The organism is Streptomyces sp. NRRL S-1022, from assembly GCF_000720135.1.
Taxonomy (GTDB): Bacteria; Actinomycetota; Actinomycetes; order Streptomycetales; family Streptomycetaceae; genus Streptomyces.
Genome location: NZ_JOIU01000020.1, coordinates 54,008 through 75,305 on the forward strand (window position 1 = coordinate 54,008; position 21,298 = coordinate 75,305).

The window sequence follows — 21,298 nt, forward strand, 5'->3', positions numbered from 1 at the left end:
TTCCTTCGGTGGTCCGTGGGAGCTACGGGTTGAGGGCGCGCAGGTGGTCGCGCAGACCGGCGCCGTACGCGGTGGGTGTGCCGTCGTAGGCGGAGATGAGGGAGGGGCCGGAGGAGCAGTCCCAGGTGTTCCAGGTCCAGCCGAGGTAGGACAGGCTGTGGTCGTCGAACCACTTCACGACCTGGTCGACGAACCCGTGTGAGCAGGTGTTCTCGCCGATCTCGCCGGCGATCAGGGGCACCTGGGCGGCGACCGGGGCGAGGGTGGAGTTCCAGCAGCTCTCGCTGGAGCAGGTGTTGAAGTTGTAGACGTGGTAGGCGGCGGCGAGATTGCCGGCCGGGTCGGTGGGCTTGTATGCAGTCCACTGGCTGAGGTCGTTGGAGTACGCCAGCCCGCCGGCCATGATCACGTTCTTGGCGCCGGTGGACCGGATACTGTCGACGAGATCCTGCATACCGGCGACCTCGTACGGGATCCCGGGGCAGCTTCCCCCGTCCCGCCAGCACTTCCAGGCGTCCGTGGCACTGGAGGTCGCCCGGTCCGGGTAGGGCTCGTTGAACAGGTCGAACACCGCCGCCTGGTCGCCCTTGAAGGTACCGGCCACCGACGACCAGAACGACGGGCTGTACTGCATGTCGGGCATCGGCTTCTGGCAGGTGGCGTGCACGTCCGAGCAGCCGGCCGAGTTCCCGGTGTACTGGCCGTAGGACCAGTGCAGCTCCAGGATCGGGGTCATGCCGTGCGCCTCGACCCGGGACACCAGCTCCTTGACCGCGGCGATGTAGTTCGCGCCCCCGTACTCGGGCTTGATGCCGGCCAGGCCCAGCCAGCACTCCTCGTTGAGCGGGATGCGGACCGCGTTCGCCTTCCAGTCGGCGATAGCCTTGACGGCCGCGTCGTCGACGGGACCGTCCCAGATGCCGTAGCCCTGCACGCACATGAACTCGCCGCCGGAGCGGTTGACGCCGAGCAGGCGGCGGGTGCTGCCGCCGGGGTCCACGAGCCTGTTGCCGGAGACGTGCAGGGCGGGCGCGGTGCCGCCGGAGGGGGGTGGGGTCGTCGGCGGCGGTGTGGTCGGCTCGGAGTCGACGTTACAGGTGGTGCCGTTGAGCTTGAACACGGCGGGCGCGGCGTTGCTCCCCGACCAGGAGGCGAGGAACCCGGCGCTGACACTCGCGCCGGCGCCGAGCGTGCCGTTCCAGCTCTCGTTGGCAGCGGTCACCGTGGTACCGGACTGGGACCACTTGGCGGTCCAGCCCTGGGTGACCTTCTGCCCGCCGGCGAAGTCGAAGGTGAGTTTCCAACTGCCGAGGGCTGCCTGATTGTTGGTGATCTTCACGGAGCCCTGGAAGCCGTTGTCCCACTGACTGGTGACGGCGTACTCCACCGTGCAGGCGGGCGTGGCTCCCTGGGCCGAGACCACCGGCACGACCACGCTCGTGACGAGCGCGACCGCACCGGCGGCGGCTAAAAGTACTGAACGCGGGGGGTGTCGCATGAGCGACTCCTTGCAGCTTGGCGCGTCGTGACGGACGCGTCGACTGAACGGAATCGCTCCCACTGGTGCGAGGGACGGTAGCGCCAAGTGGTCGGAATGCCTAGGGGAGTTGCTCGACTTTCCCACAACCGAATCTGTCGAATCTTTTCGACTCTTCAATCATCTTGACCGCCCTTGGGCTCATCCCCACTATGGGAGCGCTCCCACTGGTTCAAGCCTTGACTTCTCCCCTAGCCGTACGCCCGCAAGGAGGAACCAGCACGATGGATCCCGGACGTAAGCGCAGAGCTGCGCGTCGACTGTGGACAGCGGTGGCGGCCGCGTTCGCCCTGCCCCTGTCGATGCTCGCCACTGGTCCGACTCCCGCTCAGGCGGCGGGCGTTCAGTGCAGTGTGGACTACAAGACGAACGACTGGGGTTCGGGTTTCACGGCCGACCTCACGATCACGAACCGTGGTACGGACGCGATCGACGGCTGGACGCTGTCGTACGGCTACACGGGTAATCAGAAGCTGAGCAACGGCTGGAACGGGACCTGGTCGCAGTCCGGCCAGACGGTGACGGTGAGGAACGCGTCGTACAACGGGACGATCGCGGCCGGTGCGGCGATCTCCACGGGTGCGCAGTTCACCTACAGCGGTGCCAATACCGCTCCGGTGTCGTTCACGGTGAACGGTTCGGTGTGCGTGGGTGCGCATCAGCCGCCGGTGACGGTGCTGACCAGCCCGGGTGCGGGTGCGGTGTTCACGCAGGGGGCTGCGGTGCCGTTGGCGGCGACCGCGGCGGCGGCCGACAACGCCAGTATCAGCAAGGTGGAGTTCTACGACGACACCACGCTGCTGGGTACGGACACGAGTGCGCCGTACACGCTGTCCGCTTCCGATCTGGCCGTGGGCGGTCATTCGCTGGTGGCGAAGGCGTACGACAGCCTGGGTGCCTCGGCCGCCTCCACCCCGGTGGGGATCACGGTCGCCTCCGGGCCCGCTCTGGTCGTCTCGCCCGGCCAGCTGGGCGTCCAGCAGGGCAAGTCGGGTTCGTTCTCGGTGAAACTGTCGGCGCAGCCGGCCGCGGATGTGACCGCGAGCGTGGCCCGTACCGGCGGTAACACGGGTCTGTCGGTGACGGCGGGTTCGTCGTTGACGTTCACGCCGTCGAACTGGGACACCGCGCAGCAGGTGACCGTCACGGCCGACTCCTCCGGTACCGGCAGTGCGACCTTCACCGCGTCGGCCACCGGCTACACCAAGGCGAGTGTGACGGTGACGGAGTTGCCGGCGTCGAAGGCGTATGACGCCCGGTTCCTGGAGCTGTACGGGAAGATCACGAGTCCGGCGAACGGGTATTTCTCGCCGGAGGGGATTCCGTATCACTCGGTGGAGACGCTGATCGTGGAGGCTCCGGATCAGGGGCATGAGACGACGTCGGAGGCGTACAGCTATCTGCTGTGGCTGCAGGCGATGTACGGCAAGGTCACCGGTGACTGGTCGAAGTTCAACGGTGCGTGGGGGCTCATGGAGAGGTACATGATTCCCTCGCATGCCGACCAGCCGACGAACTCCTTCTACAACGCCTCCAAGCCGGCGACGTACGCACCGGAACTGGACACTCCGAACGAGTATCCGGCGAAGCTGGACGGGTCGGTGTCGGTGGGGGCGGATCCGATCGCCGGTGAGCTGAAGAGTGCCTACGGTACGGACGACGTCTACGGTATGCACTGGATCCAGGACGTCGACAACGTCTACGGCTACGGCGACACCCCGGGCGGCACGTGTGAGGGCGGCCCGGGCGCGAAGGGTCCGTCCTTCATCAACACCTTCCAGCGCGGTGCGCAGGAGTCGGTGTGGGAAACGGTGCCGCAGCCCACGTGTGATGCGTTCAAATACGGCGGGAAGAACGGGTATCTGGATCTGTTCACCGGTGACTCCTCCTATGCCAGGCAGTGGAAGTACACCGATGCCCCGGACGCGGATGCGCGGGCGGTGCAGGCGGCGTACTGGGCGGATGTGTGGGCCAAGGCGCAGGGCAAGGGCGCCGATGTGTCCGCGACGGTCGCCAAGGCCGCGAAGATGGGCGACTACCTGCGGTATGCGATGTACGACAAGTACTTCAAGAAGATCGGCGGCTGCACGAGTCCGTCGTGTGCGGCCGGGACCGGCAAGGATGCCTCGCACTACCTGCTGTCCTGGTACTACGCCTGGGGCGGTGCCACCGACACCGCGGCGGGCTGGGCGTGGCGGATCGGCTCCAGCCACGTCCACGGCGGCTACCAGAACCCCCTCGCCGCCTACGCGCTCAGCTCGGTCGCCGATCTGAAGCCCAAGTCGGCCACGGGTGCTGCGGACTGGGGCAAGTCGCTGCAGCGGCAGCTGGAGTTCTACCGGTGGCTGCAGTCCGCCGAAGGCGCCATCGCCGGCGGTGCCACCAACAGCTGGGCCGGACGCTACGCCGCGCCGCCGGCCGGTACCTCCACCTTCTACGGCATGGCCTACGACTGGCAGCCCGTCTACCACGACCCGCCCTCCAACCAGTGGTTCGGCTTCCAGGCCTGGTCCATGGAACGCGTCGCGGAGTACTACCAGCAGACCGGCGACACGCAGGCCAGGACCGTGCTGGACAAGTGGGTGAAGTGGGCCCTGTCCAAGACCACGATCAACCCCGACGGCACCTACCGCATCCCCTCCACCCTGCAGTGGTCCGGCCAGCCCGACACCTGGAACCCGTCCTCGCCCGGCGCCAACAGCGCACTGCACGTCACCGTCGCCGACTACACCGACGACGTCGGCGTCGCCGCCGCCTACGCCAAGACCCTGACCTACTACGCCGCCAAGTCCGGCGACACACAGGCCAAGACCACGGCGAAGGCCCTGCTGGACGGCATGTGGAACCACCACCAGGACAGCCTCGGCATCGCCACACCCGAAACCCGCACCGACTACAGCCGCTTCAACGACACCGTCTACATCCCCGCCGGCTGGAGCGGCACCATGCCCGGCGGCGACACCATCAACCCCACCTCGACCTTCACCTCCCTGCGCTCCTTCTACAAGAACGACCCCAACTGGTCGAAGATCGAGACCTACCTCAAGGGCGGCGCCGCCCCGGTGTTCACCTACCACCGCTTCTGGGCACAAGCCGACATCGCCCTGGCCATGGGCTCGTACGCGGAACTCCTCGAATAACCCCCGCCCACCACTGCGCGTACCCGGCCCCGCCACACCACGACGGGGCCCACCAGGCCGGGCGGCCCCCACGCACTCAGGGGACCGCCCGGCCCACACACGCTCCTCCCCCGCACCGCCCCCACGGAAGGGACCCCCACCGTGCGCAGAACCCGCATGCTCGCGGCCGTGTTCACCCTCGCCGCCGGCCTGCTCGCCGGCACCCCGCCCGCACTGGCCTCGCCCGCCCCGCACACGGCCCTGGCCGCGGACACCTACACCTGGAAGAATGCCCGGATCGACGGCGGTGGTTTCGTCCCCGGGATCGTCTTCAACCGCTCCGAGAAGAACCTGGTCTACGCCCGCACCGACATCGGCGGCGCCTACCGCTGGCAGGAGTCGACGAAGACCTGGACCCCGCTGCTGGACTCGGTGGGCTGGAACGAGTGGGGCCACACCGGCGTGGTCAGCCTGGCGTCCGACCCGGTCGCGCCGGACAAGGTGTACGCGGCCGTCGGGACGTACACCAACAGCTGGGATCCGACGAACGGCGCGGTGCTGCGCTCCGCCGACCGGGGCGCGAGCTGGCAGAAGGCTGACCTGCCGTTCAAGCTGGGCGGCAACATGCCGGGCCGGGGCATGGGCGAGCGGCTGGCGATCGACCCGAACAAGGACAGCGTGCTGTACCTGGGCGCGCCCAGCGGCAAGGGGCTGTGGCGGTCGACGGACTCGGGGGCGACCTGGTCACAGGTGTCGAGCTTCCCGAATCCCGGCAACTACCAGCAGGATCCCAGCGACTCGACCGGCTACGCGAGCGACAACCAGGGCATCGTCTGGGTCACCTTCGACGAGTCGACGGGATCGTCCGGGAACGCGACGAAGACGATCTACGTGGGGGTCGCCGACAAGGACAACGCGGTGTACCGCTCGACGGACGCGGGAGCCACCTGGACGCGGCTGGCGGGCCAGCCGACGGGATACCTTCCGCACAAGGGTGTACTGGATACGAAGAACGGTTTTCTGTACATCGCATACAGCGACAAGGGCGGTCCGTACGACGGCGGCAAGGGCCGGCTGTGGCGGTACGCGACGGCGACCGGCACCTGGACGAACATCAGCCCCGTCGCGGAGGCCGACACCTCCTACGGCTTCAGCGGGTTGACGGTCGACCGTCTGCACCCGTCCACCGTCATGGCGACCGCATACAGTTCCTGGTGGCCGGACACCCAGATCTTCCGCTCCACCGACAGCGGCGCCACCTGGACGAAGGCCTGGGACTACACGTCGTATCCCGACCGCTCGAACCGGTACACGATCGACGTGTCCTCCTCCCCCTGGCTGACCTTCGGCGCGAACCCGTCCCCGCCCGAACAGACGCCGAAACTGGGGTGGATGACGGAGGCGCTGGAGATCGACCCGTTCGACTCCGCCCGCATGATGTACGGCACGGGCGCCACGCTCTACGGCACCGAGAATCTGACCGAGTGGGACAGCGGCGGCCGGTTCTCGGTGAAGCCGATGGTGCGGGGCCTGGAGGAGACGGCGGTGAACGACCTCGCGGCACCGCCCTCCGGCGGCGCCCAGTTGTTCAGCGCGCTCGGTGACATCGGCGGTTTCCGGCACACGGACCTGACCAAGGTGCCGTCGATGATGTACACCTCCCCCGCCTTCACCACGACCACCAGTCTGGACTTCGCCGAGTCCGCCCCGGGCACGGTGGTCCGTGCCGGCGACCTGGACTCCGGTCCGCACATCGCGTTCTCGACGGACAACGGCGCCAACTGGTTCGCGGGCGCGGACCCGTCGGGTGTCTCGGGCGGCGGCACGGTGGCGGCGGCCGCGGACGGCAGCCGGTTCGTCTGGAGCCCGGCCGGCACGGGCGTGCAGCACACGACCGGTTTCGGTACGACCTGGTCGGCGTCGAGCGGTATCCCGGCCGGCGCGATCGTCGAGTCGGACCGTGTCGATCCGCAGACCTTCTACGGGTTCAAGTCCGGGAGGTTCTACGTGAGCAAGGACGGCGGCGCGACGTTCACCGCCTCCTCCGCCGCGGGCCTGCCCAGCGGTGACAGCGTGCGGTTCAAGGCACTGCCCGGCACGAAGGGCGACATCTGGCTGGCGGGCGGAGCCGCGGACGGCGCGTACGGTCTGTGGCATTCCACGGACGGCGGCGCGAGCTTCGCCGAACTGTCGAACGTCGAGCAGGCCGACACGATCGGTTTCGGCAAGGCCGCGGCCGGGGCGTCGTACCAGACGCTGTACACCAGCGCGAAGATCGGCGGGGTGCGCGGCATCTTCCGTTCCACGGACAAGGGCGCCACCTGGACCCGGATCAACGACGACGCCCATCAGTGGGGCTGGACGGGTGCGGCGATCACGGGCGATCCCCGGTTGTACGGCCGGGTGTACGTCTCGACCAACGGCCGGGGCGTGATCTACGGCGACACCTCCGACCCGGGCGGCGGCGGTGACGGCGGGGGCGGCGGAGGCGGTGACGGTGGTACGACCCCGCCCCCGTCCGGTGCCTGCACCGTGACCTACAAGATCACCAATCAGTGGTCGGACGGTTTCCAGGCGGACGTCCAGCTGACCAACACCGGCTCGGCGGCCTGGAACGGCTGGTCCCTCGGCTGGGCCTTCCCGGACGGCCAGCAGATCACACAGTTGTGGAACGCCGGCTACACGCAGTCGGGGCCGGCGGTGACGGCGAAGAACGTGACCTGGAACGGCACCGTGGCGGCGGGCTCGTCGGTGGCCTTCGGGTTCACGGGGAGCTGGTCGGGCACGAACGGGAAACCGGCGTCGTTCAAGCTGGGCGACCAGACCTGTACGACCGGCTGACCCCGGCGGGGGCGCGCGCCGGCCGGGTGCGCGCCCCCGCCTGTGTGTCCACCGGGGCGGAACATGCGGCTCCGCCCTGGTGCGGCGGCGGTTCGCGTGGTGTGCTGGTGGCAGCGGGAAGGACGCGTCGACCACGCGGAGAAGCGGCCGACTGCCGTGCACCGCGCAATCCGGATCCGCGAGAAGCGGGTGGCGCCCTTCCCGTCTCCCCCTCCCGCCCTTCCCGTCTCCCCCCTCCCGCCCTGCCGTGGCGCTGCTCCCTTCGTCTGCGGGCGGACGGCTGCCCGGGCCGAAGGTCCCCGGCCGGGGCCGTGCGGCCCATGGTGCCGCCCCGCCGGCCCCGGCCAGGCTGGACGCAGGAGCCAGAGGAAGGGAGCCGGTGCGATGACCACCGCCACCACCATGACCACAGCTCTGCCGGCCGAGCGGCGGGCCGTGCTGATGCGCCTCGGCCGCGAGGTCTCCTGCGAGGCCGGCGCCCGCCTGTTCGAGGAGGGCCGGCGTGCCGACCGGTTCTGGATCGTGCGCACCGGCACCGTCGCCCTCGACCTCAGGGTGCGCGGCCGTCGGCCCGCCGTCATCGAGACCCTCGGGCACGGCGAACTGGTCGGCTGGTCCTGGCACTTCCCGCCGTACCGGTGGCAGCTGGGCGGGGAGGCGATGAGCCCGGTGCGGGCGTACGCGTTCGACGCCGGTCCCGTGCGCGACCTGTGCGCGCAGGACCCGGAGTTCGGCCGGGCGATCGCGGCCTGGGTCGGCCGCGTGGCCGCCCAGCGGCTGCACGCCGCCCGGGTCCGGCTGCTCGATCTCTACGCCCCGTACGGCAGCGGTGATCCGGTCTGACCGCCGTGTCCGCGTCCTCCCCGTTCCCGGCCGGCCCGGCGCGCGCGTGCCCCGGTCCCACGGTGCTGCCGCTGCACGGCGACATCGATCTGCTGACCGCGCTGGCCCTGTCGGCACGGCTCGACGCGCTCACCGCGCACTCCTGCCCCGACCTGGTGCTGGACCTGCGGCCGGCCGGGTTCATCGACTGCGCCGGCCTGGGTGTGCTGTGCCGGGCGCGCAACCGCGTTCTGGCCCGGCGGGGCCGGCTGCGGCTGGTCACGGACAGCGCCCGCTTCCTGCGGATGCTGCGGGCGACCGGTCTGTGGGGTGTCTTCGAGGTGCAGCCGCGGCTCCCCGAGGCCCCGGCGGCGTACGGTCCCTGCTAGCCGGGGCGTGAGGTGCCGGAGTCCTCGTCCGCCGGTCTGCGGAAGGCGCGGACGCCGAACCGGGGGTCGGGGCGCCGGCGGTCCTGGTCCGGGAGCGCGGCCAGGCGGGCCGCCAGCTCCTCGGTGCGCGGCTCGCCCGGCGGCAGCAGGGTGAACCAGCCGCGGTTCAGGTCGGCGATGGCGGTGCGGGGGCTGCGGCCCTGTCCGGTGCCGCGGAAGGTGCCGTGGCCGGCGGGCCGGAGTCCGTACCGGACGGCGTGCGCGGTGACGGTGCCGGGGGCGTCGGCGGCCGGGCGGCGCGGACGGGCCGCGAGGACGGCGTCGATGTCGCTGCCGACGTCGTGGGCGGCGGCCTTGTCGACCGTGGTGACGTAGGTTCCGCCGGGCCGCAGTACCCGGGCGCACTCGGCGACGACGGCGCGGACGTCCTCGGGGTCGGTGAGCAGGTGCAGCAGCCAGATGCTGGTGACCGCGTCGAAGGTGCCGGAGGGGAAGGGCAGCCGGCGGCTGTCGGCCCGTACGATCGCGCCGGGCAGCCGGGCCGAGGCCCTGCGGACCATGGCCCAGGTGAGGTCGGCGCCGGTCACCCGCGGCCCGGGGCGCGCGGCGGCGAGCCGCCGGGTGACGATCCCGGTGCCGCAGGCGACGTCGAGGAGGCGGCCCGGCCTGCCGGGTATCAGGCGGAGGACGGCCTGTGCGGCCTCGTGGGCGCGGGCTTCGCCGCCGCGTAAGGCGTCGTAGTCGGCGGCTTCCTTGTCGTAGTCGAGCACATCGCTCAGTGTGCTCCGTGGCCTGGGGCGATGTCCTCCACCCTGTGGGCGAGAGCGAAGTCCTTGCCGGTGACGGCGCCGCCCGCGCTGTGGGTGTTGACGCTGAGGGAGACGGTGTCGTAGCCGAGGGTGAGGTCGGAGTGGTGGTCGAGCTCGTCCTGGATGCCGGCGATGTGTACGACCAGCGCGGCGGCCGCGAAGTGCGAGCCGAGCCGGTAGGAGCGGGTGAGGCGGTCGCCGTCGACGGACCAGCCGGGCAGTTCGGCCAGCCGGTCCTCGATCTCCTTCTGCGACAGCGGTTCTACGGCCATGGCCGGGCTCCCTTCGGTGCGTGTCCCCGTGCGAGGGGGCTCCCCCGTGCGGGGGGGGGGACGGGCGGGTACGGTTCAGCCTGCCACGCCGGCGGTGCGGGCGGGGCGGCGACGCGGGCCGGCCGGGGTACGGGACGCCGGGTTGGTCGCGCCGTGGCGGCCTCGACTAGGGTCGGTGGTATGCCTGTTGTCGCGTCCGCTCCCACCGTGTCCCCCGTCGCCGGCAGGGGTGTCGGTCCGCTGTTGCGTGCCTGGCGGGAGCGGCGCCGGGTCTCCCAGCTGGAACTGGCGCTGCGTGCCGACTCCTCGGCGCGGCACATCAGTTTCGTGGAGACCGGGCGGTCCCGGCCGAGCGAGGAGATGGTGCTGCGGCTCGCCGAGCAGCTCCAGGTGCCGGTGCGGGAGCGCAACGCCCTGCTGCTGGCGGCTGGTTACGCGCCGCGCTATCCGGAGACGCCGCTGGACGATCCGGCGCTGGACGGGCTGCGCGACGGCATCGAGCGGCTCATCCGGGGCTACGAGCCCTATCCCGCGCTGGTGGTCGACGCCGGGTACACGGTCGTCGCCGCGAACCGGGGCATCGCCATGCTGCTGGAGGGCGTCCCCGAGGAGCTGACGGCCCCGGTGCCGAACGCGATGCGGCTGACCCTGCACCCGAAGGGGCTGGCGCCGCGGATCCGCAACCTGCGGGAGTGGCGCGGGCATCTGCTGGCCCAGATGGAACGGGAGATCGCCCTGCACCGCTCGGACCGGCTCCGCGTGCTGTACGAGGAGGTCGCGGCCTACCCGGTGCCCGAGGAGCCGCCGGGCACCGAACCGGCGGAGCCGGTGCCGTACTTCGCGCTGCCGCTGCGCATCGAGCACGCCGGCCGGACCCTGTCGTTCGTGTCCTCGATCTCCACGTTCAACACGCCGATGGACGTCACGGTCGCCGAACTCGCCATCGAGACGTTCCTGCCGGCGGATCCGGCGACCGCCAAGTACCTGCACACTCTGACCGGTTGACCGCCCCGGAACGGATTCGTCGCCTCGGGCACGTGTGCGAGGCGGCGACACGTGACAGACTGCTGCCCGCTTCGGTCGGCGCACAGGGGAGGGTGTGGCGTGAGTGAGCGGCGGGCGGCGCCCACCGTGGGCCAGGTGGTGCTGGGCAAGCGGTTGCAGGAGCTGCGGGAGGCGGCGGGGCTCAGCCGCGAGGAGGCCGCCCGGGTCCTCAGGGTGGCGTCGGCGACGGTACGGCGGATGGAGATGGCCGAGGTCGCGCTGAAGATTCCCTACGTGCAGGTGCTGCTGTCCACCTACGGGGTGGCCGAGGAGGAGGCCGGCGCGTTCGTGCGGCTGGCCGAGGAGGCGAACCAGCCGGGCTGGTGGCAGCGGTTCCACGACGTGCTGCCGGACTGGTTCAGCCTGTACGTCAGCCTGGAGGGCGCCGCCCGGATCATCCGCTCCTACGAGCCGCACTTCGTGCCCGGCCTGCTGCAGACCGAGGAGTACGCGCGGGCGGTGCTGGAGGCCGGGACGATCGGGCAGAGCTCGCCGGAGACGGTCGAGCGGCACGTGTCGCTGCGCATGGAACGGCAGCGGCTCCTGGAGCGCGACAACCCGCCCCACCTGTGGGTGATCATGGACGAGACGGTGCTCAGGCGCCCGGTGAGCATGCGGCCCGAGGTGCTGCGGGACCAGCTGGACCGGCTGCTGGAGTACGCCGAACGGGACCGGGTCACCCTGCAGATCGCCGAGTTCGCGGCGGGCCCGCACCCGGGGACGTACGCGCCGTTCACCCTGTTCCGGTTCGCCGAGCCGGAACTGCCGGACATGGTGTTCACCGAGTACCTGACCGGTGCCCTGTACCTGGACTCGCGCCGGGAGGTGGCCGCGCACCTGGAGGTGCTGGACCACATGACGGCCCGGGCCGCGTCCGCGCAGCGCACCCTGAAGCTGCTCCGGGAGCACCGCGAGGGCCGCTGAAGGCGTCCGGGGCGGGGCCCGCGTCCGGCCGGGGGTGACCCGTACGGGTCTGCGGACAGGTGGGTTCCCGGTGCCGCCCCTAGCTTCTGAGTACGGGGTGACCGAGGGAGCGTACGTGACCGGTGCGCGCCCACCGCCCGACGCGAAGGAGGCCCGATGCCCTCGGACGCGGTGCTGTACCAGGCGGCGGCCCTCTGCCTGACCTACCCGGACGAGGACCTCGTCGCCCGGCTGCCGCTGGTGCGGCAGGCCGCCCCGCAGCTGCGCGGGTTCACCGACCACGCGGCCCTCACCCCGCCGGCGGAACTGGCCGCACACTACGTGCACGTCTTCGGCGCCGGGGACCGGCACAGCCTGTACCTGAGCCGGTGGCACGACGGCGACAGCCGGGCGCGCGGGATGTCCGCGGCCTGGTTCGCGGACGTGTACCGCCGGCACGGGCTGGAGTGCGGCGGCGGGGAGCTGCCGGACTTCCTGCCGGCGGTGCTGGAGTTCACCGCGCGGACCGGCGACGGCATTCTGCTGACCGAACACCGCGACGGCCTGGAGCGGCTGCGTATGCGATTGACCGGCTACGGCACACCGTATGCCGGCGTGCTGGATGCCGTATGCGCCACACTGCCGACTGCATACAGCATCCGACCGCCGTGACCGCTCCCCTTCCGGCCCGCGGCCCGTGCTGCACGCGGCGGTGCCGCGCCCCCGGGCGTGGGGCGCGGCACCGTGGGACGTACGAGCGTCAGGCGTCAGGCCAGCTCGGCCGTCAGGGTGATCGTCGTACCGGTCAGGGCCTGGCTGACCGGGCAGTTCTTCTTGGCGTCCTCGGCGGCCGAACGGAAGCCCTCCTCGTCCAGGCCCGGCACCTCGCCGCGCACGGTGAGGTGGATGCCGGTGATGCCCTCGCCCGGCTGGAAGGTGACGTCGGCCTTGGTCTCCAGCCGGGTGGGCGGGGTGCCGGCGCCGGCCAGGCCGTGCGAGAGGGCCATGGAGAAGCAGCTGGAGTGGGCGGCGGCGATCAGCTCCTCGGGGCTGGTCTTGCCGTTCGCCTGCTCGGCGCGCGAGGGCCACGACACCGGCTGCTGGCCGATGCCGGAGGAGTCGAAGGTGACGACTCCGTTGCCTTCGAGCAGGTTGCCTTCCCAGACGGTGTGCGCGGTGCGCGTGGTTGCCACGATGCGTCCTTTCGCGAGTGTCGCGGTCCCGGGGTTCCCGGTGGTCCTATCCGATCACATCCGGGCTCATCGCACTCTCAGGACCGGCCCACGCGGCGTGAACGGCAGGTGACTTCCCTGCGGGATCAGGCAGGCGTGTTCCCTGCGTACCCGCGGCCCGGCCGGCGATCCCGGTGACCGGCAGGCAGCCGGCGTCGTGCGGGGCGGCGTCGCAGACCGTAGGAGGCGATCGTGCCGAGCGCCTTGCGGAGCAGTGTGGTGCCCGTCGAGCCGGAGGTGTCGAGGACCACCCCCGCCCGCGTGACCGGCCGTGCCGGGACTCAGGCGGCCTGCTCCTCCTCCGGGTCCGGGGTGAGCGGCACCCGGGGGGTGGCCAGTTCGCTCAGCCAGCGGCGCAGTACGCGGTGGATGTGCTCGGCGCCGGTGAGTTCACCGCCGTCCGCGGCGGGGGCGGACAGCTCGCGCGGGAAGAGGAGGAACGGGCGGGACTGGGCGCCGCCGAGGCCGCCGTGGGAGCCGATCTGTTCCTCGAAGGCGAGGACTTCGCCGTCGGCGGGGTCGTAGGCGGAGTTCACCATGATGTCGGCGGTGTGCGGGAAGGAGTGGGTGCGGCGGACGGCGTCGGCGGCTCCGGGGCCGAAGCGGTCCAGCGGGCCGGGCTCGTCGTCGAGCGCGGCGAGCGGGATCCGGGCGCCGTGGGCGCCGAGTACCAGGCCGTCGTGTTCCTCGCTGCGCACCAGCAGGAAGCCGATGCCGGGGTGGTTGGCGAGGGTGGTGAGCAGGCCGGGGTGGCGGGCGTCGATCTCCTCCTCGGTCATGCGGTGCGGGACGTCCGGGAAGGAGATCAGGCCGAGGTTTCCGGAGGCCAGCACGACCGGCTCGGAGCGGGGGGCGGTGCGCGGGAGTTCGTTCCGTTCCTCCACCGGCCGGCGCAGGGCGGCGCGGACGGCGGCGCGGGCCTCGGCGCCGCTGCGGGTGCGTTCCGCGCGGCGCGGGACGGGCAGCCCGCAGCCGGCGCGGACCAGATCGCCGAGGGTGAGCCCGTAACGGGAGCGGAAGGTTTCGCCTGGGCTCTGTCCGTGGTCGGAGAGGACGACGATGCGGTAGGGGCGCGGGGCGTGTTCGGCGACGCGTTCGAGGAGGGCGAGGGACCGGTCGAGGCGCTGCAGGACCTTCTCGGCGTCGCGGCTGCGCGGTCCGGAGTGGTGGGCGACCTCGTCGTAGGCAACGAGGTCGGCGTAGACGCAGGTGCGGCCGGCGAGCATGTCGCCCATGACCGCGGCGACGACGACGTCCCGTTCGACGACGGTCGCGAAGGCGCGCACGAGCGGGTAGAGGCCGCCCCGGCCGACGCGCGGGCGCTGCTTGCGCAGGCGGGCGCGGGTGGACTGGCCGATCTCGCGGGCCACCTCGGCGGTGAAGGACAGGGCGGTGCGTACGGCGTTGGCGGGGTCGGAGAAGTAGGCGAAGTAGCCGGCGCGGGACCGGTTCGCCCGTTCGCGGCGGCGGGTGGCGATGGACAGGACGAGGGCCTGTTCGCCGGCGCCGCCGCTGAAGAGGTTGCCGCGGCTGGCGCCGTCGACGGTGAGCAGTCCGCCGTCGCCGGTATGCAGTATGGCGCGGTGTTGCAGTTCGGCGGCGCTCGTCGGCCGGTTGCAGACCATCACCTCGCCGCGGTCCTTCTCGTACCAGCGGAAGGCGGGGACGTCGAAGGTGGTGCCATGCAGGATGCCGAGCTGGCTGGCGCCGGTCTGGCTGGACCAGTCGGTGCGCCAGGGGGTGAGGCGGTGGGTGGGGTGGATGCGGTGGACCGTCGGATGCGTGGTGTCGCCGGTCTGCTGTATGCAGTCGTCCGCCGACAGTGTGCCGTCCGGTGCCGACCGTATGGTGGCGCCTGTCGACTGCATGCGGTCGCCCGTACCGTCGCCCGTCGGCCGTGCGCCGCCGGCGGTCGGCTGTATGCCGTCGCCGGTGGACAGCCAGCGGCCCACCGTGGGCATCAGCCCCTTGCGGACCGCCTCCACGAGGACGTCGTGACCGACCCCGTCGAGTTGGACGCAGACCAGTCCGGGTGCGCTGGGGCACGGTGGACGGGCGTGGCGGCTGCGGGTGGCGAGGCGGTGCAGGCGGCGCCGGTAGGCCTCGTCTTCGCGTACGGCGAGGGCCGCGCCGGTGGCGGAGGCGACGGCGGACATGACGGCGGCCACGATGACGGCGGTCTCGGGGGCGGCTTCGGGGCTGCCCGAGGGGTTGATGTGCAGGGCGAGCAGCAGCAGGGAGCCGTTGAGGAAGAAGACGAGCAGGCCGAGGACGAGTGCGGGGACGAGCAGGAGGAGGCGGACCAGGAGGGGCCAGACGACGGCGGAGAGGACGGCGAAGGCGCCGGCGCCGCAGGCGGCGGTGACGGCGATACGGGTGGCGCTGTCGCCGTCGGGGGACTGGAGCTGGAAGTCGGGCAGGAGGGCGGCGAGGGCCAGCATGGTGGCCGTGGAGACCGCCCAGACGGTGAGGCTCCGTCCGGTCTGACTGGCGATCCGTCGCCACCGTACGCCGCGCACGTCCCGTACACCTCATGTCCCGGTCCTCCCCCGCCCCGGGCGGGCAGGTGGGCCCCTTCTCGCTTCGCGGGCCGCGGTCGGGCCCTGCTCCACCTTGTCATACGGGGTGGGGGTCACCGTCCGTCGTAGCCGGCCGTCGGCATGGACAGCCGCCGGTGTACGTGTGCCTTCATCTGTGCGTCGTAGGCCGGTTCGGCTCGTCCCACGGTTTCCACGCGTACGCCCCGGCGGGCGCATTCGGCGGTGAACTCCTCGACGGAGGACAGGGCCCGGCGCAGTACCCGGAGGCTGGGGGCGACGAAGAGGTCGATGCCGGGGCGGACGCCGTCCCAGAGGGCGCGGTGGTCGAAGCGCAGGCCGCCGACGAGGAGTTCGCGGGCGACGGTGTAGCCGCGTTCGGCGGCCCAGCGGGCGCACATGGCGTGCTGGCTGCGGGAGTCCACCAGGAAGGGGTCGGCCTCCAGCTCCTCCAGGGGTGTGAGGCTCGCGATGGCGGTGACCCGCACGGTCGTGAACGCGCTGAAGGCACCCCGCAGCTGTCCCATGGCGTCCCCCTCACCTCCGGGTTTCGCCGCCGACCCTACTCCTGCCCGTAGGCTTCGGGGAGTCGCGTGAAGGAGGCGAAGAAGGTGCCGGTGGAGATCACCTGGTGGGGTCACGCCACCTGCGCGGTGGAGGATGCGAACATCCGGGTGCTCACCGATCCTCTGTTCGCCGGCCGGCTGGCGCATCTGCGGCGGCGCCGGGGTGTGCTGCCGCCCGCCGGGGCCCGTCGCGCGGACGTGGTGCTGGTCTCCCATCTGCACGCCGACCATCTGCATGTGCCGTCGCTGGCCTGTTTCGGCCCGGGTACGCGCCTGCTCGTGCCTCGGGGCGCACCACGGGCGGTGCCGGGTCTGCGCCGGCTGAGGGGTCTGCGGGTCACCGAGGTGGTGCCGGGGGACGAGGTGCGGATCGGGGAGGTGCTGGTCCGGGTGGTGCCGGCGCTGCACGACGGGCGGCGGCTGCCGGTGGGTCCGCGGCGGTCCCCGGCGCTGGGTTTCGTCGTGGAGGGTGAGGCGCGGACGTATTTCGCGGGAGACACGGGGCTGTTCGACGCGATGGCCGAGCGGGTGGGGCCGGTGGACGTGGCGTTGTTGCCGGTGGGCGGCTGGGGGCCGTTTCTCGGGGAGGGGCATCTGGACGCGGGGCGGGCGGCGCGGGCGCTGGCCCGGCTGGCGCCGCGGGTGGCGGTGCCGGTGCATTACGGGACGTACTGGCCGATCGGTATGGACGCGGTGCGGCCGCACGAGTTCCATGCGCCGGGGGACGAGTTCGTGCGGCTTGCGGCGGTGGCGGCGCCGCAGGTGGCGGTGCACAGGCTGGGGCACGGGGAGAGTGTGCGGCTGGAGGTCGCGCGGTGACGTGGCTCGCCGACGTGTCGCGCACCGTGACGTCCGGGTCCGCGCAGGCGGTGGGGTATCCGTCGTTGTTCCTGCTGGTGTTGGTCGGGGCGTTGGTGCCGGTCGTGCCGACGGGGGCGCTGGTGAGTTCGGCGGCGGTGGTGGCGTTCCACCGGACGGCGCCGTTCTCGCTGGCGTTGGTGTTCGTGACGGCGTCGCTGGCCGCGTTCCTGGGGGATGCGGCGTTGTACTGGCTGGGGCGGCGCGGGATGCGGTCGAGGAACGGTTCGCGGTGGCTGAAGGCGATCCGGGACCGGGCGCCGGAGGAGCGGCTCGCGCAGGCGCGGGGGAAGCTGGCGGAGCACGGGCTCGCCGTGCTGGTGCTGTCGCGGCTCGTCCCGGCGGGACGGATACCGGTGATGCTGGCGTGTCTGATGGCGGAGTGGCCGCTGAGGCGGTTCGCGCGGGGGAATCTGCTCGCGTGTCTGGCGTGGGCGGTCACGTACCAGGTGATCGGGATTCTGGGGGGTTCGCTGTTCCGGGAGCCGTGGGAGGGCGTGGTGGTGGCGGTCGCGCTGACGGTCCTCGCCGGTGCGGCGCCCGGCGTGTGGCGGCGGGTGCGGGCTGCGGGGTGAGGCTGCGGGGTGCGGGCTGCGGGGTGAGGCCGCGTTTCACTCCAGGATCCTTGAGGCGCCGATCGGCAGGTCCCACAGGTCTTCGCGTTCCAGCCCGGCCTTCTCCCAGGCGGTCTGTACGCGGGTGAGCGGTTCCAGGACCGGTTCGGCCGAGAGGATGAAGGTGCCCCAGTGCATGGGGGCCATGCGGCGGGCGCCGAGGTCGAGGGTGGCCTGGACGGCTTCCTCGGGGTCGCAGTGGACGTCGCTCAGCCACCAGCGGGGGTCGTAGGCGCCGATGGGCATGAGGGCGAGGTCGATGCCGGGGTAGCGGCGGCCGATGCGGGAGAACCAGTGGCCGTAGCCGGTGTCGCCGGCGAAGTAGAGGCGCTGTCCGTCGGGTGCGGTGAGGACCCAGCCGCCCCACAGGCTGTGGCAGGTGTCGGTGAGGGTGCGCTTGGACCAGTGGTGTGCGGGGACGAAGTCGAAGCGGACGCCGGAGAGTTCGGAGCCTTCCCACCAGTCCAGTTCGGTGACGACGGTGAACCGGCGGCGGCGGAACCAGCCGCCGAGCCCGGCGGGTACGAACACGGGGGTGTCGCGCGGGAGTCGGCGCAGGGTGGGGGCGTCCAGGTGGTCGTAGTGGTTGTGGCTGATGACGACGGCGTCGACGTGGGGCAGGCTGTCCCAGGGCACGCCGACGGGGGTGATGCGGGCCGGGGTGCCGAGGATGCGGCGGGACCAGACGGGGTCGGTGAGGACGGTGAGTCCGCCGACGCGGACGATCCAGCTGGCGTGGCCCGCCCAGGTGACGGCGAGGGTGCGGGTGCCGACGCGGGGCAGGGGGGCCGGGGCGCAGGGCAGGCGGGCGATGTCGGCGAGGCCTTCGGGGCCGGGGCGTACGGCGCCTTCGCGGGCGAAGCGGGCGAGGGCCTTGAGGCCGGGCAGCGGCGCGGTGAGCCGGTCGTGGAAGGTGCGGGGCCATACGCGGTGTTCGCCGAGGGGGCGGGGTTCGGCCAGTGGTGGGAACGGGGGCGTGAGGGGGGCGGGGGCGTCTCTCTGCCTCGCCGTCGCGTCCGCCGTGGCCGGCTCTGTCGTGGTCGTGGCCGGCGTGGCGGTGGTGGTCGCTGTGGTGGCCGGTCCGGGCTCGTGCGTCTGCTGCGTCATCGAGGGGGCTCCTCTCGCTGAGCGTCGTCGCGGAGATCGTCGAAGGCCGACCTCAAGGAGTTCAATGCGCTTCGGACGTGCGGCAGTTCCAACGGCACGGGTGAGGCGAGGCATTCCGTGCGTTCCTCGTCCGTGCCGCCCAGCAGGGGCCCGGTGGAGAGTCGTACGCGCAGTGCGCCGAGGTCGTCGCCGAAGCGGTGGCCGCCGGGTGCGGGCATGCCGAGCCGGGCGGTGAGCAGGTCCTCCAGGTCCTGGGCGTCGCTCACCCCTCGGGCGGCGAGCGGTGCGCGCAGCGGGCTCAGGTCGGCGTACAGGTGGCGGCCGGCCTGCGGGGGCCGGGCGAGCGCGCCGGCGGCGACGACCGCGGTGTGTGCGGCGGCGGCCACGCGCGCGTGCAGCCGTACGGTGGCCTCGCGGCGTTCGGTGAGGGGCGGGGGTTCGTCGAGGGCGTAGCCGGCGGCCGCGGCGACCGGTGCGGCGATGCGTGCGCCGAGGGCGGTGAGGATGTCGAGTACGCGCGCGTGGAGGTGGCGTCCGCCGGCGGTGTCGGGGAAGCGGGCGACGGCGGCGGGCCAGCCGGGGGGCAGCAGGGAGCCGGCCAGGTCGGTGACGACGGTGACCTGGCCGGGCCACATCTCGGCGGGGCTGAGCAGGACGGTGTCGCGCGGGGTGTGCAGGGTGTCGCGCCAGGTCTCGTCGCTGACCAGGTGGAGGCCCTCGGTGGTGGCGGCCTCGACGGTCTCGTGCAGCAGTTCGGGCGGGGCGACGGTGGCGGTGGGGTCGTCGGCGACGGACAGCACGAGCAGCCGGGGGTCGCCGCCCTCGGCGCGGACCCGGCGGACGGTCTCCAGCAGGGCGTAGGGGTCGGGGACGCCGCCGCTCTCGGCGGGGGTGGGCACGTGGTAGGCGGGCCGGCCGAGCAGCCGGGCGTACGGTGCCCACCACGCGGCGCACGGCCGGGGTACGAGGACGTCGGCGCCGTCGCCGGCGAGTGCGGCGGTGAGGGCGAGCAGCAGGGCGGGGGCGCCGGGTCCGGCGGCCACCTGGTCGGGGACGGTGGGCAGTCCGCGCCGGGTCCAGTAGCCGCAGGCGGCTTCCAGGAGGGCGGGGGCGCCGCCGACGGGCTGGGCGTCGGCGCGGGCCGCGGCGGCGGCGAGTACGGCGGAGAGTTCGGGGAGGACGGGGAGGCCGTCGGCGGGGAGGGGCGGGCCGTAGCGGACGGGGCCGTGGTCCTGCCCGGGGTCCGTCCGCCGCATGTCCGCCTCCGTGCAGTCGGTGGTGCCGTGGCGCCCTGTCCGGGCCGTGCCGTCCGCTGTCCTCGCGGGCCGTGGTCCGGTGGTCCGTCGCCTCGGACGCGTGCCGTGATCTGCCGGCGGCGCCCTTGGGAGGCTGGGTACCCGCGGGACGGCTCTCCATGGGCGGCGCCGGAGGTTGCCCGGGTCACATCCCGGCGCGCCGTCCGTCCGGGGAGCGCCGGTGGCCGTACGACAGGTGGCCGTACAGCCGGTAGCCGGCGCCCGCGCAGGCGGCGGCGAGGCAGGCGGCGCCGGCGGCGAGGGCCGGGACGGAGTCGTCGAAGGTGCCGCCCCGTCCGGCGTCCACGCCGTGCTGGACGGCGGCCGGGGTGCAGCCGGTGTCGTCGTGGGAGTCGCGGCAGGAGTGGCCCTCGCCGTCCGGGCAGCGGGTCCCGCGGGATTCCCCGCAGGCGTGGTCGTCGTGGCCGCAGTCGCCCGCGCCCGCCTGCGCGCACTCCCGCCCGGCCCCCTCCTGCCGTCCGCCGTCCCGGCCGCCCCCGTCCTGCCCGGTCCCGTCCCGGCCCGCGCCGTCCCGGCCGCCCCCGTCCTGCCCGGCACCGACCTGCCCGCCGCTGTCCCGCCCGGCCCCGGCCTCGCCGCCGCTGTCCCAGCCTGCGCCCGTGTCTCCGGCGCCCCTGTCCCCCGCACCGGTCTTCCCGGCTCCGTCTCCCCCGGCGTCGTCATGTGCGACTCCCGCCGGCGCGCTCCCGTCGTTCCCGGCCCCCACCTGCCCGCCACCGTCACGCACGGCTCCGTCCGGCCCGCAGGACGCGCCGTCCGGGCCGGCGGCCGGTGCGCCGGTGCCGGGAAGGGCGCCGGGAGGGCCGGGAGGGACGGGCACCGGTCCGAGGACGGGATCGCAGACCCCGGAGAGGGCACCGGTACCGGGGCTCGCCTCGGCACCCGGGTCGGCGACAGCGACAGGGCCGGCGGGGAGTGCGGAACCGGAGGAAGCCGCGGCACCGGTGGAGAAGGCGTGGGCGGCGGGCCCCGTGAGGGCGAGCACGGCACCGGCGGCGAAGGCGGCGGGCAGGGCGCGGGCGGTGCGGCGCATGGGAGGGGCTCCTCGGCGGGCGGCGACGGTCGTACCGGTACGCCGGCGCACCGGTACGACGGCAGCGCCGTGCGGCGTCCGGGTCCGGGGGCACGGGGTGTGCCCTCGCTGCCATGACAGCCCGCGGGGGGCCGTACCGCGCGCGGCCGGAGCCCATTCGCGGGACGGGCGGGGCCGGGCGGGTGACGGCGCACGCGTGGTGCCCGCGTCCGGGGCGCCGGTGCGGGTGGCGGAGGTTTTCCGTCCCTGCCGCAGGTGACTCGGTATCCGCTGACCGGATCGTCCGCTTCGTACTTCCC

Annotated in this window: 18 protein-coding genes and 1 pseudogene; 9 read left to right on the forward strand and 10 right to left on the reverse strand. The window is 72.8% G+C overall.

The window, feature by feature from the left end:
* Positions 1-22: 22 nt before the first annotated feature.
* Entirely contained in the window at positions 23-1,498 is a 1,476-nt protein-coding gene (locus IG05_RS0127590) for a cellulose binding domain-containing protein (protein ID WP_030346714.1), read from the reverse strand.
* 263 nt (positions 1,499-1,761) lie between these two features.
* Here IG05_RS0127590 and IG05_RS0127595 point away from each other — a divergent pair, with 263 nt between their 5' ends.
* From IG05_RS0127595 to IG05_RS0127610, 4 genes are all read left to right on the forward strand, one after another.
* Positions 1,762-4,677, forward strand: a complete 2,916-nt coding sequence (locus IG05_RS0127595) for a glycoside hydrolase family 48 protein (RefSeq protein ID WP_030346715.1) — start codon at positions 1,762-1,764, stop codon at positions 4,675-4,677.
* 141 nt (positions 4,678-4,818) lie between these two features.
* Positions 4,819-7,497: a cellulose binding domain-containing protein gene (locus tag IG05_RS0127600; protein ID WP_030346716.1), complete on the forward strand. Its 2,679-nt coding sequence runs from the start codon at positions 4,819-4,821 to the stop codon at positions 7,495-7,497.
* 384 nt (positions 7,498-7,881) lie between these two features.
* Positions 7,882-8,340, forward strand: coding sequence for a Crp/Fnr family transcriptional regulator (locus IG05_RS0127605; RefSeq protein ID WP_030346717.1), 459 nt, complete (start codon positions 7,882-7,884; stop codon positions 8,338-8,340).
* A 5-nt stretch (positions 8,341-8,345) separates the two neighbouring features.
* Positions 8,346-8,708: an STAS domain-containing protein gene (locus IG05_RS0127610; RefSeq protein ID WP_051790314.1), complete on the forward strand. Its 363-nt coding sequence runs from the start codon at positions 8,346-8,348 to the stop codon at positions 8,706-8,708.
* Here the strand turns inward: IG05_RS0127610 and IG05_RS0127615 are convergent.
* Both IG05_RS0127615 and IG05_RS0127620 read right to left on the reverse strand, forming a co-directional pair.
* Positions 8,705-9,478, reverse strand: coding sequence for a class I SAM-dependent methyltransferase (locus tag IG05_RS0127615; protein WP_030346719.1), 774 nt, complete (start codon positions 9,476-9,478; stop codon positions 8,705-8,707). The genes IG05_RS0127610 and IG05_RS0127615 overlap by 4 nt on opposite strands.
* 5 nt (positions 9,479-9,483) lie before the next feature.
* Positions 9,484-9,789: a 4a-hydroxytetrahydrobiopterin dehydratase gene (locus IG05_RS0127620; protein ID WP_030346720.1), complete on the reverse strand. Its 306-nt coding sequence runs from the start codon at positions 9,787-9,789 to the stop codon at positions 9,484-9,486.
* A 180-nt stretch (positions 9,790-9,969) separates the two neighbouring features.
* Here IG05_RS0127620 and IG05_RS0127625 point away from each other — a divergent pair, with 180 nt between their 5' ends.
* The 3 genes from IG05_RS0127625 to narJ all read left to right on the forward strand — a co-directional run bounded on the left by IG05_RS0127625 (position 9,970) and on the right by narJ (position 12,408).
* Positions 9,970-10,794, forward strand: a complete 825-nt coding sequence (locus IG05_RS0127625) for a helix-turn-helix domain-containing protein (RefSeq protein WP_030346721.1) — start codon at positions 9,970-9,972, stop codon at positions 10,792-10,794.
* Positions 10,795-10,893: 99 nt separating this feature from the next.
* Complete coding sequence (locus tag IG05_RS0127630; RefSeq protein WP_030346722.1) at positions 10,894-11,757, forward strand: helix-turn-helix domain-containing protein; 864 nt, start codon at positions 10,894-10,896, stop codon at positions 11,755-11,757.
* 156 nt (positions 11,758-11,913) lie between these two features.
* Positions 11,914-12,408: a nitrate reductase molybdenum cofactor assembly chaperone gene (gene narJ / locus IG05_RS0127635; protein WP_030346723.1), complete on the forward strand. Its 495-nt coding sequence runs from the start codon at positions 11,914-11,916 to the stop codon at positions 12,406-12,408.
* A gap of 95 nt (positions 12,409-12,503) precedes the next feature.
* Here narJ and IG05_RS0127640 read toward each other — a convergent pair whose 3' ends face one another.
* From IG05_RS0127640 to IG05_RS0127650, 4 genes and pseudogenes are all read right to left on the reverse strand, one after another.
* Positions 12,504-12,929 carry an OsmC family protein gene (locus tag IG05_RS0127640; protein ID WP_030346724.1) on the reverse strand — a complete coding sequence of 142 codons (426 nt, stop codon included), beginning with the start codon at positions 12,927-12,929 and terminating at the stop codon, positions 12,504-12,506.
* A gap of 66 nt (positions 12,930-12,995) precedes the next feature.
* Positions 12,996-13,222 (reverse strand): annotated as a pseudogene (locus tag IG05_RS49505) (hypothetical protein); the annotation flags it as partial.
* Positions 13,223-13,249: 27 nt separating this feature from the next.
* Entirely contained in the window at positions 13,250-15,487 is a 2,238-nt protein-coding gene (locus IG05_RS0127645; RefSeq protein WP_030346725.1) for a phage holin family protein, read from the reverse strand.
* Between the two features lie 113 nt (positions 15,488-15,600).
* A complete protein-coding gene (locus IG05_RS0127650) occupies positions 15,601-16,032 on the reverse strand; it encodes a hypothetical protein (protein ID WP_051790317.1) in 432 nt (143 codons plus the stop codon).
* Between the two features lie 84 nt (positions 16,033-16,116).
* Here IG05_RS0127650 and IG05_RS0127655 point away from each other — a divergent pair, with 84 nt between their 5' ends.
* Together IG05_RS0127655 and IG05_RS0127660 are read left to right on the forward strand one after the other, a co-directional pair.
* Positions 16,117-16,890, forward strand: a complete 774-nt coding sequence (locus IG05_RS0127655) for an MBL fold metallo-hydrolase (protein WP_030346727.1) — start codon at positions 16,117-16,119, stop codon at positions 16,888-16,890.
* Positions 16,887-17,504, forward strand: coding sequence for a DedA family protein (locus IG05_RS0127660; protein WP_030346728.1), 618 nt, complete (start codon positions 16,887-16,889; stop codon positions 17,502-17,504). Before IG05_RS0127655 ends, IG05_RS0127660 begins: the two co-directional genes overlap by 4 nt.
* A 36-nt stretch (positions 17,505-17,540) precedes the next feature.
* Here the strand turns inward: IG05_RS0127660 and IG05_RS0127665 are convergent, their stop codons facing one another.
* The 3 genes from IG05_RS0127665 to IG05_RS0127675 all read right to left on the reverse strand — a co-directional run bounded on the left by IG05_RS0127665 (position 17,541) and on the right by IG05_RS0127675 (position 20,999).
* A complete protein-coding gene (locus tag IG05_RS0127665) occupies positions 17,541-18,650 on the reverse strand; it encodes an MBL fold metallo-hydrolase (protein ID WP_030346729.1) in 1,110 nt (369 codons plus the stop codon).
* Positions 18,647-19,906, reverse strand: coding sequence for an aminotransferase class I/II-fold pyridoxal phosphate-dependent enzyme (locus tag IG05_RS0127670; protein ID WP_030346730.1), 1,260 nt, complete (start codon positions 19,904-19,906; stop codon positions 18,647-18,649). Before IG05_RS0127670 ends, IG05_RS0127665 begins: the two co-directional genes overlap by 4 nt.
* Positions 19,907-20,090: 184 nt before the next feature.
* Positions 20,091-20,999 carry a hypothetical protein gene (locus tag IG05_RS0127675; RefSeq protein ID WP_030346731.1) on the reverse strand — a complete coding sequence of 303 codons (909 nt, stop codon included), beginning with the start codon at positions 20,997-20,999 and terminating at the stop codon, positions 20,091-20,093.
* Positions 21,000-21,298: the final 299 nt, after the last annotated feature.

Coding starts and splice junctions, on each gene's coding strand:
- IG05_RS0127590 (WP_030346714.1), bottom strand. CDS start 1,498: ATGCGACACCCCCCGCGTTCAGTACTTTTAGCCGCCGCCGGTGCGGTC.
- IG05_RS0127595 (WP_030346715.1), top strand. CDS start 1,762: ATGGATCCCGGACGTAAGCGCAGAGCTGCGCGTCGACTGTGGACAGCG.
- IG05_RS0127605 (WP_030346717.1), top strand. CDS start 7,882: ATGACCACCGCCACCACCATGACCACAGCTCTGCCGGCCGAGCGGCGG.
- IG05_RS0127620 (WP_030346720.1), bottom strand. CDS start 9,789: ATGGCCGTAGAACCGCTGTCGCAGAAGGAGATCGAGGACCGGCTGGCC.
- IG05_RS0127625 (WP_030346721.1), top strand. CDS start 9,970: ATGCCTGTTGTCGCGTCCGCTCCCACCGTGTCCCCCGTCGCCGGCAGG.
- narJ (WP_030346723.1), top strand. CDS start 11,914: ATGCCCTCGGACGCGGTGCTGTACCAGGCGGCGGCCCTCTGCCTGACC.
- IG05_RS0127650 (WP_051790317.1), bottom strand. CDS start 16,032: ATGGGACAGCTGCGGGGTGCCTTCAGCGCGTTCACGACCGTGCGGGTC.
- IG05_RS0127665 (WP_030346729.1), bottom strand. CDS start 18,650: ATGACGCAGCAGACGCACGAGCCCGGACCGGCCACCACAGCGACCACC.
- IG05_RS0127670 (WP_030346730.1), bottom strand. CDS start 19,906: ATGCGGCGGACGGACCCCGGGCAGGACCACGGCCCCGTCCGCTACGGC.
- IG05_RS0127675 (WP_030346731.1), bottom strand. CDS start 20,999: ATGCGCCGCACCGCCCGCGCCCTGCCCGCCGCCTTCGCCGCCGGTGCC.